At 37.2% G+C, this 19,865-nt stretch carries 25 protein-coding genes; 13 read left to right on the top strand and 12 right to left on the bottom strand.

Annotation, left to right across the window (positions count from 1 at the left end):
- The first annotated feature begins 10 nt into the window (after positions 1 to 10).
- Positions 11 to 919, top strand: a complete 909-nt coding sequence (locus tag ACFX4E_RS10320; RefSeq protein WP_377237330.1) for an RluA family pseudouridine synthase — start codon at positions 11 to 13, stop codon at positions 917 to 919.
- A gap of 18 nt (positions 920 to 937) precedes the next feature.
- On the opposite strand, the gene prpE is transcribed toward ACFX4E_RS10320, so the two are convergent.
- Positions 938 to 1,678: a bis(5'-nucleosyl)-tetraphosphatase PrpE gene (gene prpE, locus ACFX4E_RS10315; RefSeq protein ID WP_025749875.1), complete on the bottom strand. Its 741-nt coding sequence runs from the start codon at positions 1,676 to 1,678 to the stop codon at positions 938 to 940.
- A 177-nt stretch (positions 1,679 to 1,855) separates the two neighbouring features.
- On the opposite strand from prpE, the gene mgtE reads away from it, so the two are divergent.
- The 5 genes from mgtE to ACFX4E_RS10290 all read left to right on the top strand — a co-directional run bounded on the left by mgtE (position 1,856) and on the right by ACFX4E_RS10290 (position 6,698).
- Positions 1,856 to 3,232, top strand: coding sequence for a magnesium transporter (mgtE, locus tag ACFX4E_RS10310; protein WP_014461563.1), 1,377 nt, complete (start codon positions 1,856 to 1,858; stop codon positions 3,230 to 3,232).
- Positions 3,233 to 3,390: 158 nt separating this feature from the next.
- Positions 3,391 to 5,250 carry a monovalent cation:proton antiporter family protein gene (locus ACFX4E_RS10305; protein WP_028407487.1) on the top strand — a complete coding sequence of 620 codons (1,860 nt, stop codon included), beginning with the start codon at positions 3,391 to 3,393 and terminating at the stop codon, positions 5,248 to 5,250.
- Between the two features lie 170 nt (positions 5,251 to 5,420).
- Positions 5,421 to 5,600, top strand: a complete 180-nt coding sequence (locus ACFX4E_RS10300) for a hypothetical protein (protein ID WP_098332495.1) — start codon at positions 5,421 to 5,423, stop codon at positions 5,598 to 5,600.
- A 172-nt stretch (positions 5,601 to 5,772) separates the two neighbouring features.
- The gene (locus ACFX4E_RS10295) at positions 5,773 to 6,285 is read left to right on the top strand and encodes a CotO family spore coat protein (RefSeq protein ID WP_028407488.1); all 513 of its coding nucleotides are present in this window, start codon (positions 5,773 to 5,775) and stop codon (positions 6,283 to 6,285) included.
- 77 nt (positions 6,286 to 6,362) lie between these two features.
- Complete coding sequence (locus tag ACFX4E_RS10290) at positions 6,363 to 6,698, top strand: DUF1360 domain-containing protein (protein ID WP_098248680.1); 336 nt, start codon at positions 6,363 to 6,365, stop codon at positions 6,696 to 6,698.
- A 47-nt stretch (positions 6,699 to 6,745) separates the two neighbouring features.
- Here ACFX4E_RS10290 and ACFX4E_RS10285 read toward each other — a convergent pair whose 3' ends face one another.
- Both ACFX4E_RS10285 and ACFX4E_RS10280 read right to left on the bottom strand, forming a co-directional pair.
- Positions 6,746 to 7,579, bottom strand: coding sequence for a hypothetical protein (locus tag ACFX4E_RS10285; protein ID WP_028407490.1), 834 nt, complete (start codon positions 7,577 to 7,579; stop codon positions 6,746 to 6,748).
- A 138-nt stretch (positions 7,580 to 7,717) separates the two neighbouring features.
- Positions 7,718 to 8,461 (bottom strand): BMQ_0737 family morphogenetic spore coat protein, encoded by a 744-nt coding sequence (locus tag ACFX4E_RS10280; protein WP_377237331.1) that lies wholly within the window; start codon positions 8,459 to 8,461, stop codon positions 7,718 to 7,720.
- Between the two features lie 261 nt (positions 8,462 to 8,722).
- On the opposite strand from ACFX4E_RS10280, the gene ACFX4E_RS10275 reads away from it, so the two are divergent.
- The 5 genes from ACFX4E_RS10275 to spoVIF all read left to right on the top strand — a co-directional run bounded on the left by ACFX4E_RS10275 (position 8,723) and on the right by spoVIF (position 10,196).
- Positions 8,723 to 9,109, top strand: a complete 387-nt coding sequence (locus ACFX4E_RS10275; RefSeq protein ID WP_025749868.1) for a hypothetical protein — start codon at positions 8,723 to 8,725, stop codon at positions 9,107 to 9,109.
- Positions 9,110 to 9,177: 68 nt separating this feature from the next.
- Positions 9,178 to 9,354 carry a hypothetical protein gene (locus ACFX4E_RS10270; protein ID WP_164797097.1) on the top strand — a complete coding sequence of 59 codons (177 nt, stop codon included), beginning with the start codon at positions 9,178 to 9,180 and terminating at the stop codon, positions 9,352 to 9,354.
- 61 nt (positions 9,355 to 9,415) lie between these two features.
- Positions 9,416 to 9,595 carry a hypothetical protein gene (locus ACFX4E_RS10265; protein WP_028407491.1) on the top strand — a complete coding sequence of 60 codons (180 nt, stop codon included), beginning with the start codon at positions 9,416 to 9,418 and terminating at the stop codon, positions 9,593 to 9,595.
- Between the two features lie 87 nt (positions 9,596 to 9,682).
- Positions 9,683 to 9,805, top strand: coding sequence for a YjcZ family sporulation protein (locus ACFX4E_RS10260; RefSeq protein WP_013055448.1), 123 nt, complete (start codon positions 9,683 to 9,685; stop codon positions 9,803 to 9,805).
- Between the two features lie 133 nt (positions 9,806 to 9,938).
- A complete protein-coding gene (spoVIF, locus tag ACFX4E_RS10255; RefSeq protein ID WP_013055449.1) occupies positions 9,939 to 10,196 on the top strand; it encodes a sporulation-specific transcription regulator SpoVIF in 258 nt (85 codons plus the stop codon).
- 46 nt (positions 10,197 to 10,242) lie between these two features.
- Here the strand turns inward: spoVIF and ACFX4E_RS10250 are convergent, their stop codons facing one another.
- Together ACFX4E_RS10250 and ACFX4E_RS10245 are read right to left on the bottom strand one after the other, a co-directional pair.
- Positions 10,243 to 11,031: a M48 family metallopeptidase gene (locus ACFX4E_RS10250; protein ID WP_377258345.1), complete on the bottom strand. Its 789-nt coding sequence runs from the start codon at positions 11,029 to 11,031 to the stop codon at positions 10,243 to 10,245.
- 398 nt (positions 11,032 to 11,429) lie between these two features.
- Positions 11,430 to 13,748, bottom strand: coding sequence for an ATP-dependent helicase (locus tag ACFX4E_RS10245; RefSeq protein ID WP_098248678.1), 2,319 nt, complete (start codon positions 13,746 to 13,748; stop codon positions 11,430 to 11,432).
- Between the two features lie 378 nt (positions 13,749 to 14,126).
- Between ACFX4E_RS10245 and ACFX4E_RS10240 the strand changes: the two genes are divergently transcribed.
- Positions 14,127 to 14,378 (top strand): hypothetical protein, encoded by a 252-nt coding sequence (locus tag ACFX4E_RS10240; RefSeq protein ID WP_028407494.1) that lies wholly within the window; start codon positions 14,127 to 14,129, stop codon positions 14,376 to 14,378.
- A gap of 76 nt (positions 14,379 to 14,454) precedes the next feature.
- Here ACFX4E_RS10240 and ACFX4E_RS10235 read toward each other — a convergent pair whose 3' ends face one another.
- From ACFX4E_RS10235 to ACFX4E_RS10215, 5 genes are all read right to left on the bottom strand, one after another.
- Positions 14,455 to 15,132, bottom strand: coding sequence for a DUF421 domain-containing protein (locus ACFX4E_RS10235; protein WP_013081784.1), 678 nt, complete (start codon positions 15,130 to 15,132; stop codon positions 14,455 to 14,457).
- An 89-nt stretch (positions 15,133 to 15,221) separates the two neighbouring features.
- Positions 15,222 to 15,656, bottom strand: a complete 435-nt coding sequence (locus ACFX4E_RS10230) for a GNAT family N-acetyltransferase (RefSeq protein WP_098248677.1) — start codon at positions 15,654 to 15,656, stop codon at positions 15,222 to 15,224.
- A gap of 5 nt (positions 15,657 to 15,661) precedes the next feature.
- Positions 15,662 to 16,174 carry a YjcG family protein gene (locus tag ACFX4E_RS10225; protein ID WP_013055455.1) on the bottom strand — a complete coding sequence of 171 codons (513 nt, stop codon included), beginning with the start codon at positions 16,172 to 16,174 and terminating at the stop codon, positions 15,662 to 15,664.
- 82 nt (positions 16,175 to 16,256) lie between these two features.
- On the bottom strand, positions 16,257 to 16,982 hold the full coding sequence (locus ACFX4E_RS10220; protein ID WP_028407496.1) for an alpha/beta hydrolase: 726 nt from the start codon (positions 16,980 to 16,982) through the stop codon (positions 16,257 to 16,259).
- 162 nt (positions 16,983 to 17,144) lie between these two features.
- A complete protein-coding gene (locus tag ACFX4E_RS10215; protein WP_098248676.1) occupies positions 17,145 to 17,531 on the bottom strand; it encodes a hypothetical protein in 387 nt (128 codons plus the stop codon).
- Positions 17,532 to 17,704: 173 nt separating this feature from the next.
- Between ACFX4E_RS10215 and ACFX4E_RS10210 the strand changes: the two genes are divergently transcribed.
- Positions 17,705 to 18,241, top strand: a complete 537-nt coding sequence (locus tag ACFX4E_RS10210) for a phosphatidylglycerophosphatase A family protein (RefSeq protein ID WP_013055458.1) — start codon at positions 17,705 to 17,707, stop codon at positions 18,239 to 18,241.
- A 125-nt stretch (positions 18,242 to 18,366) separates the two neighbouring features.
- Here the strand turns inward: ACFX4E_RS10210 and ACFX4E_RS10205 are convergent, their stop codons facing one another.
- Together ACFX4E_RS10205 and ACFX4E_RS10200 are read right to left on the bottom strand one after the other, a co-directional pair.
- The gene (locus ACFX4E_RS10205) at positions 18,367 to 18,846 is read right to left on the bottom strand and encodes a GNAT family N-acetyltransferase (protein ID WP_025749861.1); all 480 of its coding nucleotides are present in this window, start codon (positions 18,844 to 18,846) and stop codon (positions 18,367 to 18,369) included.
- A gap of 169 nt (positions 18,847 to 19,015) precedes the next feature.
- On the bottom strand, positions 19,016 to 19,861 hold the full coding sequence (locus tag ACFX4E_RS10200; protein ID WP_013055460.1) for a MurR/RpiR family transcriptional regulator: 846 nt from the start codon (positions 19,859 to 19,861) through the stop codon (positions 19,016 to 19,018).
- Positions 19,862 to 19,865: the final 4 nt, after the last annotated feature.

The raw sequence follows: 19,865 nt of genomic DNA, 5'->3' as shown, positions 1-19,865 counted from the left end.
AGGGAAGAGAATGAAACAAGTTTTTACGTTGAGTTGGACCGTAGATCATTCTTTCGAGGGTGTAGCGGTTCGTGAATTTTTAAAAGAACATGATATTTCCAAAGCTTCTCTGACGGACATTAAGTTCAGAGGAGGAGCAATTGAAGTAAATGGGAAGCATGCAACGGTTCGATATATTCTGCAAAAAGGTGACGAAATCAAGGTGGCGTTTCCACCAGAAAAAGCAAGTGAAAGTCTTCTTCCTAAAGCTATACCTTTGGATATTGTATACGAAGATGAGTATATATTAGTTTTGAATAAGCAGCAAAACATGCCAAGTATACCTTCTCGGGAACATCTAACGTGGTCACTAAGTAATGCTGTGCTCTATTATTATGAGAAAAATAACATTAACTCGACTGTTCATCTTGTAAATAGGTTGGACCGAGACACATCTGGGCTGCTTATTGTTGCTAAACATAGGCATGTTCATTACTTATTCTCTAAAGCACAAAAAGAACATGAAATTAAACGCGTGTACCGAGCTTTTGTTCATGGTAAGCTTGTTGGCAAAGAAACGATAGAGGCACCGATTGGCCGAAAAGAGTCAAGTATCATCGAACGGGAAGTAAGAGAAGATGGGCAATTTGCTATTACACACTATACGGCGCTTCGTCAGTATTCTTCTTTTACAGAAGTTGCTCTTTCGCTTGAGACGGGGAGAACTCACCAAATTCGTGTTCATATGGCTTATAAAGGATATCCACTGCTTGGAGATACCTTATATGGCGGAACGAATCATCTTATTTCTCGTCAAGCTCTTCACAGCTATGAACTCACTTTTTTTCATCCTTTTTTACAAAAAACTTTGTCTTTTACAGCACCTTTGCCGCCAGATATGCAGAAACTTCAAATCGTAAAAGAAAGTCGCTTTTTTTAATGAAAAGCGACTTTCTTTTTACACGAAGTGATTAAATTTTTCCTCTACATAAGGCATAGATGAAGGCACTGATATAATATTCCTTTCAGGATACTGAAACGCCGTTAAAGCCCCTCCAAAAACTGCGCCTGTATCAATATTAATGGTATTATGAATTTTTCTAGCTTTTACTACGGGTGTATGCCCATACACGATAAACGGTTTTCCGTTATAATGTTGGGCCCAATCCCGTCGGACAGGCATGCCGTTTAGATGCTTTTCACCCGTAATGTCTCCGTATAGCACAAAGGTTTTTACTTTTTTATCCGTTCTGCCGATGTATTCAGCTTTAAGACCGGCGTGAGCAATAATTAATTGGTTTTGATCAAGCTGCACATATAGAGGTGATTGTTCATAAAGCTCAATGAACTTTTTCTTAATGAATTTCTGTTCTCTTGAAGGTAAAGCTTCGTACTCAGCAACGGTCGTTTCTAACCCATGAGTAATTTGCACTTTGTTACCGCAAAAGAAGCGATATAGCTTATTGCAGTGATTGCCTGGACAGTAGTAAGCTTGCTGATGCTTTATTACGAGGGACCATACGAGCTCAATCACTTTTAGTGAATGAGGTCCTCGGTCTGTTAAATCACCTACGAATCCAAGGCGCCGTCCGTCAGAATGGACAGGAATCCCGTCTTGCCACTCATACCCAAGTTTTTCTGTTAACGCTTTTAATTCATCATAGCACCCATGGATATCCCCTATTATATCTACTTTCATCTTTTATCCACATCCTTAAAAGGTTTTTCCTTTGACGATATAAAATTACCCTTATATGGAGCAAACTATGTGTAGAACTTATATATTATTGGGAAAAGAGTAAAGAGCTGTGAGTTGAAAAAAAACAAAATTCATCATAAAGTTAAATGAGTTTTGTACGACAGGGAGGTTGAAGACATGACAGATTCAATTGAAAAAGAAGAAAAGGCATGGTTCGCCGAACATTTATTATCACTTTTAGAAAAAAATGAAATCGATGCATTTCGTGAAGAATTTTTACATATGCATACGTATGACCAAGCTCAATTTTTTGAAGAATTAGATGAGCCTTCTAGATTTGCGCTGTACGAGATGTTATCTCCGGAAGAAATGGCGGATATCTTTGAAAATGTAGAGATACGAGAAGAAGATTATCAAGAAATTCTCTCAGAGATGCATCCCAATTTTGCAGCAGACATGCTGTCAGAAATGTCGGCGGATGATGCTGTTGACGTATTAAATGAATTGGATAAAGAACAAGTGGCGAGCTATTTAACGATTATGGATGAAGAAGCAGCCGATGAAATTAAAGAGTTGCTTCATTACGAGGAATATACCGCTGGAAGTATTATGACGACTGAATTTGTGGCCATTCGTGAAAATCAAACCGTACATTCAGCCATGCACATTCTACGCAGGGAAGCTCCGGAAGCGGAAACGATTTATTATGTATTTGTTATTGATGAACAAAAGCATCTAGCAGGTGTTATTTCTCTTCGTGATTTAATTATAGCAGATGAAGATACGATGATAAGCGAAGTGATGAATGAACGAGTCGTATCCGTGTCAGTAGCAGAAGACCAAGAAGAAGTTGCCCGTATTATGCGCGATTACAACTTTCTTGCGCTTCCAGTTGTTGATTTTCAGCAGCATCTTCTCGGGATTATTACGGTTGATGATGTGATGGATGTTCTGGATGAAGAGGCATCGGATGACTATTCTAAATTAGCCGGTATTAGCGATGTAGATGATACGATCGACCACAATCCTTTAGTAGCGGCCAAAAAGAGACTGCCTTGGCTTATCATTTTGCTGTTTTTAGGAATGATGACAGCGAGTTTAATTGGACGTTTTGAAGATACGTTGAATCAAGTAGCTATTTTAGCTGTATTTATACCTTTGATTGGCGGTATGGCTGGTAATACAGGAACACAGGCACTAGCCGTTGCGGTTCGTGGATTGGCGACGGGAGAAATCGAAGAAGAAAGCAAATTTAAGCTGTTAATCCGAGAAGCAGCTACGGGAATGATTACGGGCGCATCATGTGGACTTTTAGTTGTATTAATTGTTTATATTTGGCAAGGTGATCTTATTTTAGGCGCTTTGGTAGGCGTCTCTGTATTTTCAACATTGATTGTGGCTACACTAGCAGGAGCGTTTATCCCGCTTCTCATGCACAGGTTCAAAATTGACCCTGCAGTCGCATCAGGACCATTTATTACAACGATCAATGATCTTATCAGTATTTTAATTTACTTCGGTCTAGCGACAACATTTATGAGTTATTTAAAATAATGAAGAGACTTTAGAATTCGACATGAGTAATCATGTCGGATTTTCATTATCAGTTCATATAGTTGACAGAGAACCTTCAAGCTTTTATGATTAACCTTTAATTTTGAATACTAACGTCTTCGTTTTATAAATAACGAAGGTAAAAGGAGGGGAATCTAATGGAACAGCACGCGTCCTTTACATCACTTGTTATCGTCATTAGTTTGGCCTTTTTAACGCCTATACTGTTGCATCGGTTTAAACTCAACATTATACCTGTAGTCGTAGCTGAAATTATTATGGGATTAATTATAGGGAAAAGTGGTTTTGACCTTGTGGAGCAGGATATGTGGCTTGAAACACTTTCCACTCTAGGCTTTATCTTTTTGATGTTTTTAAGTGGTTTAGAAATTGATTTTTCTGCTTTTGCTGGAGGAAATTCAAAAGACAAAAAGGCATCAGGAGCTAAGGTGCCAAATGCTTTTTCCATTTCTATACTAGTGTTTGCAGCTATCTTTGCGGTTTCACTATTTTTGTCCTATGTTTTTGTATGGACCGGTTTTATCGATAATGCCTTTTTGATGACGCTTATTATTTCTACCATTTCACTAGGAGTAGTAGTGCCGACCTTAAAAGATGCACAGATTATGAAAAAGCCGATTGGACAGACCATTTTATTGATTGCGGTTATTGCGGACTTAGTCACGATGATTTTACTAGCCGTATTTGCTTCCGTCTATGATAAATCAGGAAATAGCAATACATGGTTGATTTTAATTTTATTTGGAGTAGGAGTGATTTTATACTTCATAGGGAAGCAGTTTAAAAACCGATCGTTTCTTGAGACAATGTCTAAAGGTACAATTCAAATCGACACGCGTGCGGTATTTGCACTCATTATCATTCTAGTGGGCCTTTCGGAGTCAATTGGTGTTGAAAACATTTTAGGCGCTTTTTTAGCGGGATCACTCGTTTCTCTTCTTGCGCCTAACAAAAATTTAGTTCATAAATTAGATTCGTTTGGCTACGGATTTTTAATTCCTATCTTTTTTGTGATGGTAGGAGTGAAGCTTGATGTTTGGTCATTGTTCAGTGATAAAAAAGTGCTGATTTTAATGCCTTTATTATTCATTGCATTGTTGATATCCAAGCTAGTCCCAGCGTTAATCTTAAGAAAATGGTATGATATGAAAACCGTTTTGGCATCGGGTTTTCTTTTAACATCGACTTTATCACTCGTTATTGCAGCAGCAACGGTTGGTGAAAATATTGGTGTTATTGATTCACAAATGTCCGGTGCGCTGATTTTGGTGGCGATTATTACATGTATTATTACACCTATTATCTTTAGAAAGCTGTTTCCAAAGCCAGAAATCAGTGACAGAAAGCTGAAGATTAATATGCTCGGTGCAAATCAATTTACACTCCCGGTTATTCGAGAAATGGATCTTGATTTATATGATGTTACCATTTATCATCCTACGCAGGACAAAATTGAAAACCGTACGTCGGATTCCATTTTTAATATCGTCGACATCGATGGATATAGTAAGGAAACTTTAATGCGTATGGGGATTTTAGATGCGGATGTATTAGTTGTAACAACCGGGGAAGAAGAGAGAAATAGCGACATTGCTCTATTTGCAAAACAATATGGTACAGAACGGGTTATTGCCCGTGTAGAAAGTCCTGTATTAGATGAAAAGATGAAAGAAAATAACATTGAAGTTTTTTCTGTGCTGTTATCTACGACTGCATTGCTAAAAGCTTTAATCGAATCGCCAAATATTTTAAATATCTTAACGAATCAAGAAACAGCACTTTATCAAATTAATATGCGTAACCCTAAATACGAGGGGGTAGAGCTTCGCAAGTTCCCATTTACAGGAGATGTGATCTTTGTTCGAATCTTTAGAGGCAAAGATTCCATTGTACCTCATGGCGATACAGAGCTTGAATTTGATGATCGTTTGATTGTAACGGGGTCTCGTTCGTATGTGAATGAATTGCGTATGCTTCTTGAGTATAAAATTAGATAAAGGTATCTAGGTAGGTTTAGTTTTCTATATTATTGAATGAGAGAAAGAGGCTGGGACAAAATTATTTTAGCTGAAGTGATAAACGAACCATTGATCAAAATGTTTGATTAGTGGTTCGTTTTTTTTGTTGTTTTGAAAATAAGTTTCATCTGTTTAGCTCTTTCTAGCAGTTGATTCGAGGACAAGACGAAGACTCCTGCAGGAAAAACGGAACAGATGAAACCCCGCAGGAGCGCAAGCGACGAGGAGGCTCATCGGCCGCCCGCGAAAAGCGAAGTCTTGCACGGAAATCAACTGCGGTGTCACAAGCGGTTCAGCTCATGTGGCCCATTTGTGCGTCTTTAGATTGAATTAATTTCGTTATGTCTCAACCTCTTTTATTGTGTTTTCTCAAATGCTGGAAATAAAAGTACAGCCCTGCTTTTGGTGTTAAAAAGGCTACCGCAAAAAAATAAACAAGTTTTTCCGTGTTCAAGCATACATTTTTAAAAGAACGATAACAAGCAATTGGAGGTATGCTTCATGACTAACTCAAAATCTAAGTCAGAAGAAAACGAGCCGCTAATGTACATTGTCCAGCCAAACGCTACGCAAAATCAGCGTTCTATGCAATATTATTTTAGTTCAAAACAGCAAGACAATAAAGGAATAGAGAAAGAGCACGTGTTAAAAGAAGAGCCCAGCTTTTCTTCCATTCAAGAAGTCAAAGAGCCTGACGTAGAAAAAGTGGAAGAGATTAAGCAAGAAAAAGAGGAAGAGCGTTCAATTGTTCCCGTGGATATACCGCAATCAGAGACTAAAAAGCCAAATAAAATGTTTCAGTCTATGACGATTAAAGAAAAAGTTGAATTTCTATGCAGCTTCCCGCCTCATATGTCTCAGCCAATTTGTGAAATTACGTGTCAAAACCAAAAATATATAGGAACAATTTTAGAATTAAAAGAAGGAAGTTTATACGTGAGCGTTCCCCCTAATAAAGAGAAAACAGTATTGAAATTTCATGATATTCAGACCATATCTATCATTAAAATTTAAGCAACTCTAAAAGCTAACAGTGAAGAAGCACGTTAGCTTTTATTTTCATAAGTTTGTGAATGCACGGAGGAATGAAGATGACATGGATTTATCTAACATTATTTGTCTTTGCGACGTTTCGACTTACTCGTCTAATTGTTTTTGATAAAATTACAGCGTTTATTCGTAAACCGTTTCATAAAATCGTAGAAGATCAAGATGAACAAGGAAATACGGTAACTTATTTAGAGATAAAAGGGAAGGGACTGCAAAAGTGGATTGGAGAGCTGCTCAGCTGTTATTGGTGTACGGGCATATGGTGTGCGGTAGGGATTTATTTTAGTTATGTAGCGGTCCCGCATATTGCTATACCTGTCATTACAATCTTAGCTATTGCAGGATGTGCAGGAATTATAGAATCGTTTATGAAATAAATGGACGAGTTAAAAGACATATTGAACATCAATATGTCTTTTAATAATTAAGGGAAATTCAGCACTACTTTATTAAAAAAAGGAATGCCTTCTTGCCACTCTTCGCTGTAAAAAAAGCCTTCTAGAATAAATGAAGTCGTATCAGAGGACAGCGGAATGACTACTTGAAAAGAGTCAAATAGTAATTTGTCTTTTGGATTTAATACGGTTTGCTTAATAGGTTTGATCCAATATTCACCGTCATTTTGAATTTTTTCGTTCCATTTTGGATGAGCATAGCGCCATTCTAGAGAAGAAGAGGGGATACTGGAAACTTCAATGTCTTTTTCATCAATGATCTTCCCGCTTAATATAGCCGAAGCAGTGGGTTTCATTTTTAAGCAAAGCACCGGAGAGCGTAAAGTACTGCTCGTTTGATTTTGAATAATTACGTTGCCGAATATCATCAGTTCGCTTTCATCTTGTTCTGGCAGCAGTATAGAATGTTGAAAGAAACAGAGAATATCACTCTTTTCGAACCTTTCCACAGGTTTTTCCACAATTTTTTCGATTACTTTTTCCACAATCTTTTCTTCAATAATGGGCTGTTTTCTCGAGGCTTTTTCCCGAAATGCTTCTGCAATAATTTTTTGTTCAGAAAGCTCGTTTCTTAGTAAATCCAGCTCTTTTTCTAATCCTTCAATTTCTACTTCTTTTTCAGATGTAGAAAGCGTCTCAGCGTGCTTTTTCTTCCAAAACGATGTATTTTCTTTTTCTCGTTCTAAAGCTCGTTCATAGCTTTTTAATTGGTTTTGTACGTGCCGAATTTCCGATTTATAGTGAATGAGCTTTTGTTTTAATTGAGTTAAATCATCTTTAGGGGAAGGGGAGTTACGACTCATCTAGTAGTCTCCTTTCCTGCTGAGCTATGAATTAAGTTTGTAAACCTGAGCTGCCCACAGCAGTTTTATTTATATGTATGCACAAAGCTTGTAAACGATGAAAAAAGAGGAGAAATATTCTCCTCTGATGGTATCTAATTAATCAAAATCTGTTTCAAAAGAACTTTCGTAGCTGCTACTTTCCTCACAATCATCGTGATGGTGACGTCTTCCTGGGAAAATTGCTTCACATTGAGGTGGATATTCAACAGGTGCGCAACCGCTAGCTGCATCTATAATTTCAGGGCGAGGGTAGCAGAAGCTGCCTTCCACTTCGATTTTAACATCTTTTTCAATTTGTACACTGAAACATAACACGAGCTCAAAGCTTAACAGCTGTAAGTCACAGTGTGACAATCTGATAGAACCGCCGGATCCTTCAAAAGAATCAAGGTGAACAACTGGCTCTGTGCCTTCTGGAGCACAAAGGTAAAACGTTTGATGTGTCTTCCATGGAATATTACAAGAAGTAATTTCATGATGTTTGTGATGACCACCTAAATCCATTAACTTAATCTTGTAGAACCCACTGATCGACAATCTAACTTCATGAAGAATAACCACTTCTCCATCTGGTAACACGATTTTTCTAGCGCGGCGACCACTGTGTGGCACAAGTTCAATTACTTTATCCAGTGCATCTTCATCTGAAGGATCCACAGGTTTACCGTCACTATCTGTTAAAATAATTTCCACTTCTACGTCATGCCCTAAATCTTTAAGTGCTTCTTCTTCAAATAATGAAGTGTCATTCGTAAAGATTTGTGGTAAAACAACTTGACGTCTAACCCAGTCGTACACTTTAGGCACGCGGATACATAATGATTCAAAAAGTTCTCCCATTTTTAAACCTCCTAATTGTAATTGTCCTTCCTTTACGCTTTTCGTTACTAGGTATCGGACTACTATAGTGTATGAATGACCTGCTTTTATGTTCCTTAGTAAAAGCGGAATTTATCGGAATAAATTCTAGTTGGAGCGAGCATAAAAAATGAAGGAAATAATAAACTCAATTACAGCATATTCATGTTAATAAAAAGTGTTATTCATCTTTAACTGATTTTTTAGAAGTAGTGGGTTATTTATAATGGAGGAGTGAAGGGCATGAGTGAGGAAAAAACAAAACAATATATTGCTTCATTGAAGTCAGAACTGGCTTTTTATAAAGAAGAATATCAAAAATTCAAGCATCAAGAATTTGAACATGAAGATATTAAGGAAGAGCTAGCGGAATTAAAGCAAAAGCATGAAGAAGAAAAAAGGAAACTAGAGGAAAAAATAGATTGGCTTAAAGCATGTGTTAATGAACAAAAATCAAAAACCGAACAGTCCATTGTACAGTACAATCATGAAGCCCAAGGAACCATTCAAGAGCTGCAAAAACGGCTGCGTGAAGTGACAGAGCAAAAGGGAGGAGAAAGATCAAGAGTAAGAAAGCCAAAAAACAGCACGGATTTATTTTTGTCCATGCAGCGTAAAATGGACAAATAAGATAGAACGTCTTTCTTTAGTCCTGAATATAATGTTATAGATAGGATGCTGTGAAAAGGAGGGAAAACATGATGTATTATCATTATAATTATAATCCTAATCAATACCCTCAGCCCCTGCCTTATCATCCACAACCAATGACAAAACAATCGGTAAAGAAAGGGCAGTCTATTCCTAAGCCAGTCCAGTACCCTTCTCCAAAACAAGGTGGTTGCGGCTGTGGTTCAAAGTTACCAAAGCGATAAGCAATAGAAGCATTGTCACTCGGACAATGCTTTTTTACATAGAGTGTAGAGAGGTGTAAAGATGCCGGATTTTTTCGATGAATTTGAACGTTTTTTTGAACAGCATATGATGGGAGAACATCGAAAGAGAATGAAAGAAGTAGAAAAAGAAGAAAAACAGATGGAACAGCAAGAGAGGAAACTGCAGCAAAATGTAAAAAGACTTGATGAGCAAGATGCGGAAGATCCGTTTGGACAATGAAATTTAATGTACACAGTTGAAAAGCCTATACGAAATCATTTGAGTGAACATACAGTATAGAGAGTAAAACAGAGGGGGTGTAATATTATGGGCTGCGGATTTGGCTACGGTGGTTGTGGTTACGGTGGTGGCTACGGCGGTGGTTTTGCGTTAATCGTTGTATTATTCATTCTATTAATTATTGTTGGTTGTGTTTGTTTTTACAATTAATCCCTTCTATGAATAAGGCACCGAAAAGTGCGGGTGAAGTTTCACTCGCACTTTATTTTTTTATTAAATGTAAAGGGCACCATCTAGGCACATGGTGCATACGATGAAGTATAAATAAAGGAGGTCATGCAAAATGGATAATAATATGTTTAAAAATATAGAAAAGAAAACAGGCGTTAATATGAAGGATATCTTTGAACTTGCGAATTCTGTACAAAATGCTAATTTTAAAGATGAGCAAACGGTGCGTAATATTGTGAAGCGAGTAGCACAAATTGCGAATAAGCCAATTTCAAAACAAAAAGAAGAACAAATTGTTAAGGCAATTGCAAACAATAATCAATCCATTGATTTTGCGACCATCGCTAAAATGCTAAATGAGAAAAAATAATTTAATGTTTTATATAAAGCCCTGACACGTCAGGGCTTTTTTCCATTTATGCAATTTCATTTGTTTGAAATGCGTTAGAATCAAGACCAAACAGTTCCGGATGCTGTGCTAAGTAATTAATTTCTTTAATACGATGGGCGATAGGGGGGTGAGTTGAAGTAGCTTGATTCAACCACATAAAAAAACCTTTTTCCTGTGAGTGCGTATGAACAAATTCCTCCTGATTTACTTTTTTATTTAGACAATGACCAACCGCAAGTATAGTGAGTGCTTGAGTGGCAGCTTTTGCATCACCAATCGCAACGGAAGCTATGCGATCACACGTATATTCACAGGCCCTAGAGTAAGCTTTTCCTAAAAAAGGAACCCAAAGAGCAGGTAGAATAAGTGAGTGGTAGAGTGTATGCTTACGTTTGATATGAACTAATTCGTGGGCAATAATAAAAGAAAGTTCTTTTTCTTGATTATCTTCAATCATTTCAACAATGTCGGAGTATAAAACGACAAAGTGACGTCCAAAAAAACGTGTAGCAAACGCGTTTAACAAGCCGCCTGATTGAACAATATAAATATCGGGCAGCTCTAAATCCAGCTCTAAAGATAACTGTTTTGCCTGATGATAAGTGTGCGGGAACTGCTTCTCTGTCAATCTAACCCCATTATTGCGAATTTGAGCAATGGAGAAACCGTGGAGTATAAATGTAATTAAAAAACCGATTACAAGGTAGATAATACCAATGAGTGAAATAATTAAAAAGAAATAAGTTAATAAGCTGATAACCATACACAAAATGAAAAAAATCTTTTCATTTTCATGAATAAGCTTTGTGTTCAATAATGGAGCCCCCTAAAATATAGTAGTACAGTACATAACGTAGTGTAACGTATCCACGTATGAATATCTACCTCTTAGTGGAATATTTGGTTAATAATAGATGATGAGAATATTAGTTATGGACGCTAGCTTGAAGTAAGATAAAGAGGTTGAAACATAACTACAGGAATCCAATTTAAAGACGAACAATCTGGATACATGATCCGGCTTGCTCGACCGCTGTTGCTTTCTGCGGGGTCTCATCTGTCCCCGCAGGAGTCTTCGCCTTGCCCTTCAACCAACCGCTAGAAGCACCTGCGTTCACCATGATTATAAAAAAACGAACTATTTATCCGTTTTTGATAGATAGTTCGTTTTTTATTTTAATGAAACTACTTTTGTCCCAGCCTGTTTTTCTTTTACACTTTTTTTATAAACGACTTCAGGAATCTTGAAGGATAAGCGGTTTTACCCCTTCTAGTTTGCGGAACAGATAAATAAAGTGAATTCTGTGCACGCGTCATTGCTACATATAAAAGACGGCGTTCTTCTTGAAGCGGCACATCATCTCCGCCTCGATAAGCTTCGAGTGCATAATCATGAGGCAAACCGCCATCTACGCTGCTCAGTACGTATACATGCTTATATTCAAGACCCTTTGCTCGGTGAATTGTGGTTAGCTGAATACTTTCATTAAATTGCTTGCTTAAAGCTTTCATCTCTGTGTTCATGGCAATCATATGATCCACATGCTCTAAGAGTTCAGGTACGGTTTTGAATTTACGTGCTACAACTTTTAAATCCCGCACGTCATCCGAACCTTTTTCCATCATATTTCCTTCATTTCCGCGTTTTTTGACAAAATCATCGAATCCCATATCTTTAGAAATCGTCTCAAGTGCCAAAGAAGGAGACATTGATTTTAGCGACTTGAATAAAGGAATTACTTTCTTGAGTTTTTTTTGCTGAAAAGGTTTTAAATCTTGAAGATATTCAAGTGCATCAATAAATGTACCATCATGAAGAATACTTGCTGCTTTTAAGTCATTGACTGCTGTTTTCTTTAAAAAGAGTGCGTTTACTAAATCTTGTAGCGAACTTGCGTCATTTGGATTCACGCTCAAGCGTAGAAATGAAAGTAAACTTCGAACCATGCGTCTTTTATAAAACGAATCCGCATCTTGTTCGATTGAAAATGGCAGGTTTGACTGTGATAAACGTTCAAAGATGGCGCGTGAAGAAGCGTGAGTTCGGTACAAGACCGCAAATTCAGTTGGAGAAGCCCCTTGCTTAATCTTTTCTTTCATATCCGTTACAATCATCGTTGCTTCTTCTTCTTCGTCGTATGGAAAGAAGAATGTAGGTCGCAACTCATTATCAAACTGGGCAGCCATTTCTTTTTGTCGGCGCGCTGTATTTCGTGCAATGACTTTATTAGCAGAAGAAACGATGGCGTGAGCTGAACGATAATTTTGGTTTAACGTAATAACAGTTGTATTAGCAAAATCTTTTTCAAAGTTTAAAATGAACGAAGGATCGCTTCCGCGGAAAGCGTAAATTGATTGATCATCATCTCCTACGACACACAAGTTTTTAGAGTCTTCACTTAGCATTTTCATAATTTTATATTGAACTTTATTAATATCTTGAAATTCGTCAATTAAAAAATAGCGAAACCTTTTTTGGTAACGAGTGAGTAAATCGGGATTTTGTTTTAGCATTTCATAACATCCATACAGCATGTCATCAAAATCGAATAGCTGTTTTTGCTTTTTGACTTCTTCATAGCGACGATATAAAAAGTGCACGTCTTGTTCCCATTTGTCCTTTGGCCGCACATCTTGCACGCCAACAAGCGTGTTTTTCCAATAGCCGATTTGCTGAAGTGCCTGATCAAACGGAAAATCTTTTTCATCCACGTGGAGCTCTCTTGCTGCTTCTTTCACGATCTGTTCTTTTTGCCAATCCCATTTTAGCAGGCGGTCCATTTGCCACGCTTGAGGATTATGATGAACAATCATACGTAAGAAAATGCTGTGAAAAGTTCCAACTAGCATTTGACGAAGATGTAAGCCGGACATCTTTGGATATGTAGCCAATCGTTCTTTCATTTCTTTAGCTGATTTAGCCGTGAAAGTCACCAGCATAATGGATTTCGGATCAATTTTTTTTTCTTGTATCATATATGCGGTGCGAGCTGTTAATACACGGGTTTTTCCGCTTCCCGCACCAGCTAGAATAAGGAGCGGTCCTTCTGAATGTGTAACAGCTTTCCACTGGTTCGAATCTAATTCAATACCGCTCTCTTTAAATTCATTTAAATAAGGAGAGTCAGAGTGTTTAGGAACAGCTGGTTTTAAGCGAAAAGCAGGAACACTTGAAAAAGGTGCGGAAGACCTCCATGTTGCTTTCTCTTTTACAGTTGAACTTTTCTCGCCAATAGCTCGTCCTTTAGGAATACGAAATCCATTGGTTTCTCTGTATTCAGGCGGATTTTCTTTTATTTGTTGTACCGCTGTTGTTTCTGATAGTGTGTCTAAACACTCTTCTCTTTCATGGGGAACTTGAGCATGATAAAAGTAAGGAGAATGCTCAATCCCCAGATATAATTTAACTGGTTCTCCGCAGTGAGCACACGTTATTTCTCCGCGGAGACTAGCTTCATATAAATATTGAAATCGGTCTCTAGCCGTTATAGCAAGATTAAGTATTTGATTTTGATAAAGTGCACGTTGCAAAAAACATGGCCTCCTTTTTAAAACATGAATAATCAATAGTAAATAAGAGGGAGTTAAAGCAAGAAGCCGCTCTCGTTCTACATCGATATAGATGTGTGTATACGCACAGTCTTTGTTTTATAGTCAAAGTCTATCATATCAAAATCATCTTTTTTTAAAAAGAGCACGGATATTTTTGGAGGGATAGGATGTAAAAGAGGGTATATATTGAATAAGACATCACATATGTTCAAAACAGGCGGTATAGATACAAGGTGTCATCTGTTTTGAACAAGTCTAAAGTAGAGGATTAAAGTGAGCGGTTTCAATGTCGATACTTCTTGAGAAAAATACTGAGTTCTGCGAGTAAAAGGTATCTTGAAAAAGAGGAGGGTTCATATGGGATATATACTGCCCGTCACGCCTTATCAATCTATTCAATATGCAAATCGTCTTCAAAAAAATAATGCTTCTTTTTCAAATCGTATTTGGCCTATTGAGAAAAAAAGCTTTGACGAAGAGTTTGAATCGCGTTCTCACTCACTGGAATTGACGCCAAGTTCAGTACAAAAGCGAAAAAAACTTCAAGCAGCAGAGCGTGTATACAGCAAGCTAACAAATAAGGGCCTAGTGATTAATACACGTGTCTAATAGAAAAAATCGTGAACGCCGCAGAATGAATGCGCTCACGATTTTTTAACAAAGTAATGAACAAGTAAAAAACATCTTAGTAAGATTCAATAAAAAGAGTACTGCCCTGCTGCCATTCAGCATAAAGCACCTGTTTATAATCGGTAAATCCTTGTTTTTTTAACTGTGTCTTTAGCCAGTCTTCATCAAAGCCTGACTGAATCAAGTTTTTCAAAAGCAAACGTCCATCACTGACGAAGGCGATAGATAAAACGGGTTCAGAAGGAGGCAGCTGTAGATCGCTTCTTGTTGGCTTAGCATAATCAGATTTTGGCAATACGCTTAGTGATCCATCTGTTTCTAAAATCGCATATTCAACTTCACGAATGGAAAATATGTCTTTTGAACGAAGCATATGAAGAAGCTGATCGATATCCAATCGATTTTTGCTAAGTTCTTTGTAGGAAATTTTCCCTTTTCGAATAATAATAGATGGCCGTCCTTCTAAAAACAAACGCAGGCGAATATTTTTTTGAGTAATAACTTCGGTGACATAAATAAGCGCTCCCCAAAAGATAACAGCAAATAAAATTTTGCCTATTCCTACTTCTGAGTCATATAGCGCATTTCCTACTAACTCTCCTAATACAAGAGCAGAGATAAAATCAAAAGTGGTAAGCTGAGTGATCGTCGCTCTGCCTAAAAATTTAGTTAAAATAAACAAGCAGATAAATCCGATAAAGAGTTCTAATGCAATTCCGATAAGTTCATCCATATTTTCACCTAATTCACATGATTAGGTATTAGTATAAGCAAAGCAAAGGTTCTTATCCTTTAAAAAAGCAAAAACACCAGGTTCAATTCCTAGTGTTTTTTACTTAGTTTCTTTACCATCTCTACATGTGGAATTCCAGCATCCATAAATTCACCTGAAACCGTTACGTAGCCTAGCTTTTTATAAAATTCTTCCGCATGCGTTTGAGCATGCAGCTTAATTTTTTCAATCTCGTGCTCTGTTGCGAGCTCTTCTAACTTATCCATCAAAAGCTTTCCTACACCGTCTTTTCGATAAGAAGAAAGAACGCAGATTCGTTCGGCTTTTCCATAGTCCTCTACCATACGGAAGCGTCCTGCCCCAATTGGTGCAGTTCCTTTGTATACAACTAAATGCAGGGCTTCGGAATCGTATTCATCGATTTCTTGCTCTACATCAACCTGCTGTTCTTCTACAAATACTTTTTGACGTACGAAGTAAGCATCAGAATGATCTTGTTTGTTCGTTAGTACTTTGATGTTCACGTATCTTATCCCTTTCCAAGACGAAATGTTTCAAACACAGTCCATGTTTCATTTTCAAGCTGGTACATTAAATGAAAGCGATCCACTGTTTCTTCATGAGCGACATCTACAAGCTTCAACTGGCTATACACATCTAAGTGCTCATCATCTGAAAGACGTTGACCAATTGTAATATGTGGAATAAATGAATACTCAGTTGGCTGTTCGAGATTGCCTTCATGAAGTTTATTGTAAAGTGACGTCAGTTCTGGTTTTTGTTCCACTTTTAAGTAAATGACGTTATTGGCTGGTGAAAATGAGCTTACTTTCGTTACATTTAATGTAAATGGATTTGTTTCTTCGGCAATTTTACGCAAGTTAGCCGCAATTTCATCAATTTGGTCTTCTGTAGCTTCAAAGACTTCTTTTAATGTAAGATGAGGCGGAATTAATGAATAGTGAGAATCATAGCGCTTTCGATAAGAATTCGCTACATCTTGCAATTTTTTAGATGGAAAAAGTACAACGCCAAATTTCATAAAAAATCCCTCCAAAGTAAGATCATAAAATATGTATAAAGCGAGATTATTATAACAAATTTTCAAAAAATATGATATCTTTCTACTTCAACATATATTGAAGCGACCGCTTTACGTCTTTTTGCCAGTATTTCCACGTATGATTTCCATTAAATTCTTCGTAGAAAACAGAATATCCACGCTGCTTCATTTGTTCGTGCAACAGGCGGTTAGGCTCAATAAAATTCAATATACCGTCTTGTGTTGTTTTGACATCTGTTTCTTCAGTTCCAATAACATGATACAAATCCAGCAGTGAAGGAGAAGCAAATGAGTTGACCGTTTGTAATACAGCATCGTTCACGAAAGGAGAATGCATAATTACTTTCCCGAACGTGTGAGGATACGCAATGGCCGTCAGCAGTGAAACTGTAGCAGCAAGCGAATCACCAATTAGAACACGTGATTTTCCCATTTGATATGTAGGATATGTTTTATCCAAAAATGGCACAAGTTCATGTGCTAAAAAGCGAATGTAGGCATCTACTTGATTTCCTTCTGGATGATACTTATCGCGTCTGTCTTCTACGCTTTTATATGGAATTCCAACAAAAATAGTACGATCGATTTCCGACTCGTTCATTAAATCATCAATTAAACGAGGTGTTCGTCCGTACATAACATAATCTTTTCCGTCTTGGGCAATAAGTAAGGAATACTTATAGAGCGTAGAATAGTTTGACGGCAAATAGACTAGTAACGTGACATCTTCTTGCAGTGCGTCACTATAAAAAGAAATTTCTTCTAACTTCCGCTTACTTTCTGACATGAATAATCGACTCCTATGCATTTGAATGAAAGCGTTACCTTTATTGTAACACATTTTCTAATAACCGTTCTTTATTTTATTGTAACGAATTTTTAAGCGAATGACGAGAAAGAGGCATGCGTCATTAAAAAAGCGCTTCAGAATCGACTGAAGCGCTTTTGGTTACTCTAATTTTTTCATTTTTTTAAACATAGATTTTTCTGCTTGGCTGGCTTTTTCTAGCGGCTTCTTCGTATATTCTTCTTCTTTTTCATCAATCGAAACCAATTCTGTGTCATTTTTTACATAACTTCGGATATTGCGAGCACCGAAATAGCCGTTTACATCTTCTAAAATAGGCTTGTTTTCTTTTTGATCATAAAGAGTATATGAATTCTCTTCCTTAACGATAGCGTAGTGATTCCCTGCTAAAAGAGCCACGGCTTCTTTTTCGCTTTTTCCAAACGTAGACATGAGAAACAGAACGATTAAGACGATAAAGAAAAGGGCTGTTGCGCCAATGAAAAATAATAATAAGCCTCTGCTAAATTTACTTTGTTTTTCTTCCACAGTAGACAAACCTCCTGATTAGATAATTTCATTATAGCAAGTAAATGTAATGAGCGCCTAAAGAGATATGTGACGAGTTTATGAATTCAGGTAGATGAAACAAAAAAGGTTTTTAGCGCCTCTCATCGAATTTAATATAAAGAGAGACAACAACTTGAAAAGGAGAGAGAGACATGACAGCGAAAAAAATCCCAACGAGCAAAGAAGTAGCAAAGGCAACATTTGATTTGCTAGAAGAGCGTGGCGTAACAGTTTTGGATATTGCTGAAATTGTGTATGATTTACAGCTTCCTTATCATCCAGCTCTAACCATTCAGGAATGTGCTGAGAGCGTAGAAAGAGTACTGCAAAAGAGAGAAATTCAGCATGCGCTTCTAGTTGGAATCGAACTTGATAAGTTAGCTGAGCAAAATAAATTATCAGAACCTCTTCAAAGTATTGTAGAACAAGACGAAGGGTTGTTTGGTGTTGATGAAACGATTGCTTTAGGTGCCGTTTTAACCTATGGCAGTATCGCTGTTACGACCTTTGGCTATTTAGATAAAGTAAAAGTAGGCATTATTGAAAAGCTGGACTGTAAAAAAGAAAAAGGAGTTAATACCTTTTTAGATGATTTAGTAGCGAGCGTAGCTTCTAGTGCGGCAAGTCGTTTAGCTCACCGTCAGCGTGATGAACAAGAACAGCTGCAAGAAGGCAATCCGGCTACGTAATAAACTTCTTTTAGTATGTATATAAGCTGTGTAAATTAACACGTCGAAATGATTTAGTCTTTTATTTGAATAACGGAGACTAGGCACGTATCACCTACGTGTCTAGTCTCCGTTATTGGAACGATTTATGGCTGTAGTGAAGTAGTCATAAGGTAGCTTAAGTTTTTCAGCCCAAGACTTTCATAGAAAGCACGTGCTTTCTCGTTAAATGCCCATACGGTAAGCTGGAGGTCATTTGCTCCTTTTTGTACAGCCCACTGTTTCGTAGCAGAAAAAAGACTTTTTCCTACGCCATAATTTTGAAAGCCTTTCTTAACGCCAAAATATTGGATGTACGCTGTGTAGGAAAGAGGAGCTAATGTAGTGGGAGGGTTATATTTTAATTCAACAACAGACGCCCCAATAATTTGATTTCGATATTGAGCTACAAGAATATCAATGGTTGCATAATAAAGAGTAGCTTGATATTGTTCGGGAGATAAAACAGCCATTTGATTATCAAACATAGAAGGAAGCGCATTTGCGTGGAGTTCTAGTGATTCCCCTAATATTTTATTTACTTCTGTATAATCATCGAGTTTTGCAGTGCGATAGATAATCTCCATACACACTTCACCTACTTTTTAAAAGTTGTGCTTTATCATATGTAGCAACTTAGAAAATGTTAAATGAGAATTAAAACTCGAAAATTTTAAGCGAAGAACTGCACTAAACAGAGCATATATTCTATGCTCTGTTTGATGTTATAGTTGAAGAATATATAAGAGCGAAACGTTAAATTCTAGTTTCAGCAATGGCATCGCGTACTTTTTCAAGCGAGTGTTTAGAGGCATCTTTATTCGCAATCATTACATTAACGTACAAAGCATCAATGAGGCTTAGCTGTCCAATTCTCGAGGCAAGAGCTTCAGATCGATATTCTGTTTCTTCTGAACTCGTATAAAGAGAAACATCGACATTTTGGCTTAATGGAGATTTTGGAAAACCCGTAATACCGATCGTTTTGGCACCGTTCGCTTTTGCTGTATTTAAAATGTTCATCGTGTCTTTATTTGTTCCAGAATGAGAAATCACGACCGCTACATCCTGTTTTGTTAATTGAGAAGCGGACATAAGCTGGAAGTGGGAATCAATAAATGCAAACGTTTTAATTCCTGTTCGAACAAATTTATGAAAAGCATCCATAGCCACTACTGAAGAACCACCCGTGCCATAAAACTGAACTTTATCCGCCTTCATAAGAAGTTTGACGGCTTTTTCAATAGCGTTGCTTTCTAGTATTTGTAATGTATTTTCAAGCGTTCGCACATTGGAGCGAAAGATTTTTTCAGCAATCGTTTTTTCATTATCCGTTTCAGCAATTTCCTCGTGAATCTGCTGAATAGGCGTCATAATTTCAGCAGCCAGCGCTATTTTCATTGCTTGATAGCCCTTGAAGCCAATTCGTTTACAAAAGCGAAAGACTGTTGCATCAGCTACATTTAAATCGTCTGCCACTTCGTTAATGGTACTGTGAATAATTTGTTCCGGCTGTTCTAAAATATAATTTGCTATTTTTTTCTCTTTTTCACTGAATCTAGCATAGTGAGAACGAATTTTTCCTAAGCAATTTTGCGTCATAACT

Origin of the sequence: Priestia sp. YIM B13491, assembly GCF_042787605.1 — a bacterium.
Classification (GTDB): Bacteria; Bacillota; Bacilli; order Bacillales; family Bacillaceae_H; genus Priestia; species Priestia megaterium_E.
Note: the sequence above shows the minus strand (reverse complement) of the source record. Positions and strands in the feature narration are given on the sequence as shown.

Excerpts from the sequence above, each read along its gene's own strand:
- ACFX4E_RS10200 (WP_013055460.1), bottom strand. The coding sequence starts at position 19,861 with ATGACGCAAAATTGCTTAGGAAAAATTCGTTCTCACTATGCTAGATTC.
- mgtE (WP_014461563.1), top strand. The coding sequence starts at position 1,856 with ATGACAGATTCAATTGAAAAAGAAGAAAAGGCATGGTTCGCCGAACAT.
- ACFX4E_RS10285 (WP_028407490.1), bottom strand. The coding sequence starts at position 7,579 with ATGAGTCGTAACTCCCCTTCCCCTAAAGATGATTTAACTCAATTAAAA.
- ACFX4E_RS10225 (WP_013055455.1), bottom strand. The coding sequence starts at position 16,174 with ATGAAATTTGGCGTTGTACTTTTTCCATCTAAAAAATTGCAAGATGTA.
- ACFX4E_RS10290 (WP_098248680.1), top strand. The coding sequence starts at position 6,363 with ATGACATGGATTTATCTAACATTATTTGTCTTTGCGACGTTTCGACTT.
- ACFX4E_RS10320 (WP_377237330.1), top strand. The coding sequence starts at position 11 with ATGAAACAAGTTTTTACGTTGAGTTGGACCGTAGATCATTCTTTCGAG.
- ACFX4E_RS10260 (WP_013055448.1), top strand. The coding sequence starts at position 9,683 with ATGGGCTGCGGATTTGGCTACGGTGGTTGTGGTTACGGTGGTGGCTAC.
- ACFX4E_RS10295 (WP_028407488.1), top strand. The coding sequence starts at position 5,773 with ATGACTAACTCAAAATCTAAGTCAGAAGAAAACGAGCCGCTAATGTAC.
- ACFX4E_RS10280 (WP_377237331.1), bottom strand. The coding sequence starts at position 8,461 with ATGGGAGAACTTTTTGAATCATTATGTATCCGCGTGCCTAAAGTGTAC.
- spoVIF (WP_013055449.1), top strand. The coding sequence starts at position 9,939 with ATGGATAATAATATGTTTAAAAATATAGAAAAGAAAACAGGCGTTAAT.
- ACFX4E_RS10275 (WP_025749868.1), top strand. The coding sequence starts at position 8,723 with ATGAGTGAGGAAAAAACAAAACAATATATTGCTTCATTGAAGTCAGAA.
- ACFX4E_RS10220 (WP_028407496.1), bottom strand. The coding sequence starts at position 16,982 with ATGTCAGAAAGTAAGCGGAAGTTAGAAGAAATTTCTTTTTATAGTGAC.
- ACFX4E_RS10240 (WP_028407494.1), top strand. The coding sequence starts at position 14,127 with ATGGGATATATACTGCCCGTCACGCCTTATCAATCTATTCAATATGCA.
- ACFX4E_RS10305 (WP_028407487.1), top strand. The coding sequence starts at position 3,391 with ATGGAACAGCACGCGTCCTTTACATCACTTGTTATCGTCATTAGTTTG.
- ACFX4E_RS10235 (WP_013081784.1), bottom strand. The coding sequence starts at position 15,132 with ATGGATGAACTTATCGGAATTGCATTAGAACTCTTTATCGGATTTATC.
- ACFX4E_RS10205 (WP_025749861.1), bottom strand. The coding sequence starts at position 18,846 with ATGGAGATTATCTATCGCACTGCAAAACTCGATGATTATACAGAAGTA.
- ACFX4E_RS10210 (WP_013055458.1), top strand. The coding sequence starts at position 17,705 with ATGACAGCGAAAAAAATCCCAACGAGCAAAGAAGTAGCAAAGGCAACA.
- ACFX4E_RS10265 (WP_028407491.1), top strand. The coding sequence starts at position 9,416 with ATGCCGGATTTTTTCGATGAATTTGAACGTTTTTTTGAACAGCATATG.
- prpE (WP_025749875.1), bottom strand. The coding sequence starts at position 1,678 with ATGAAAGTAGATATAATAGGGGATATCCATGGGTGCTATGATGAATTA.
- ACFX4E_RS10270 (WP_164797097.1), top strand. The coding sequence starts at position 9,178 with ATGATGTATTATCATTATAATTATAATCCTAATCAATACCCTCAGCCC.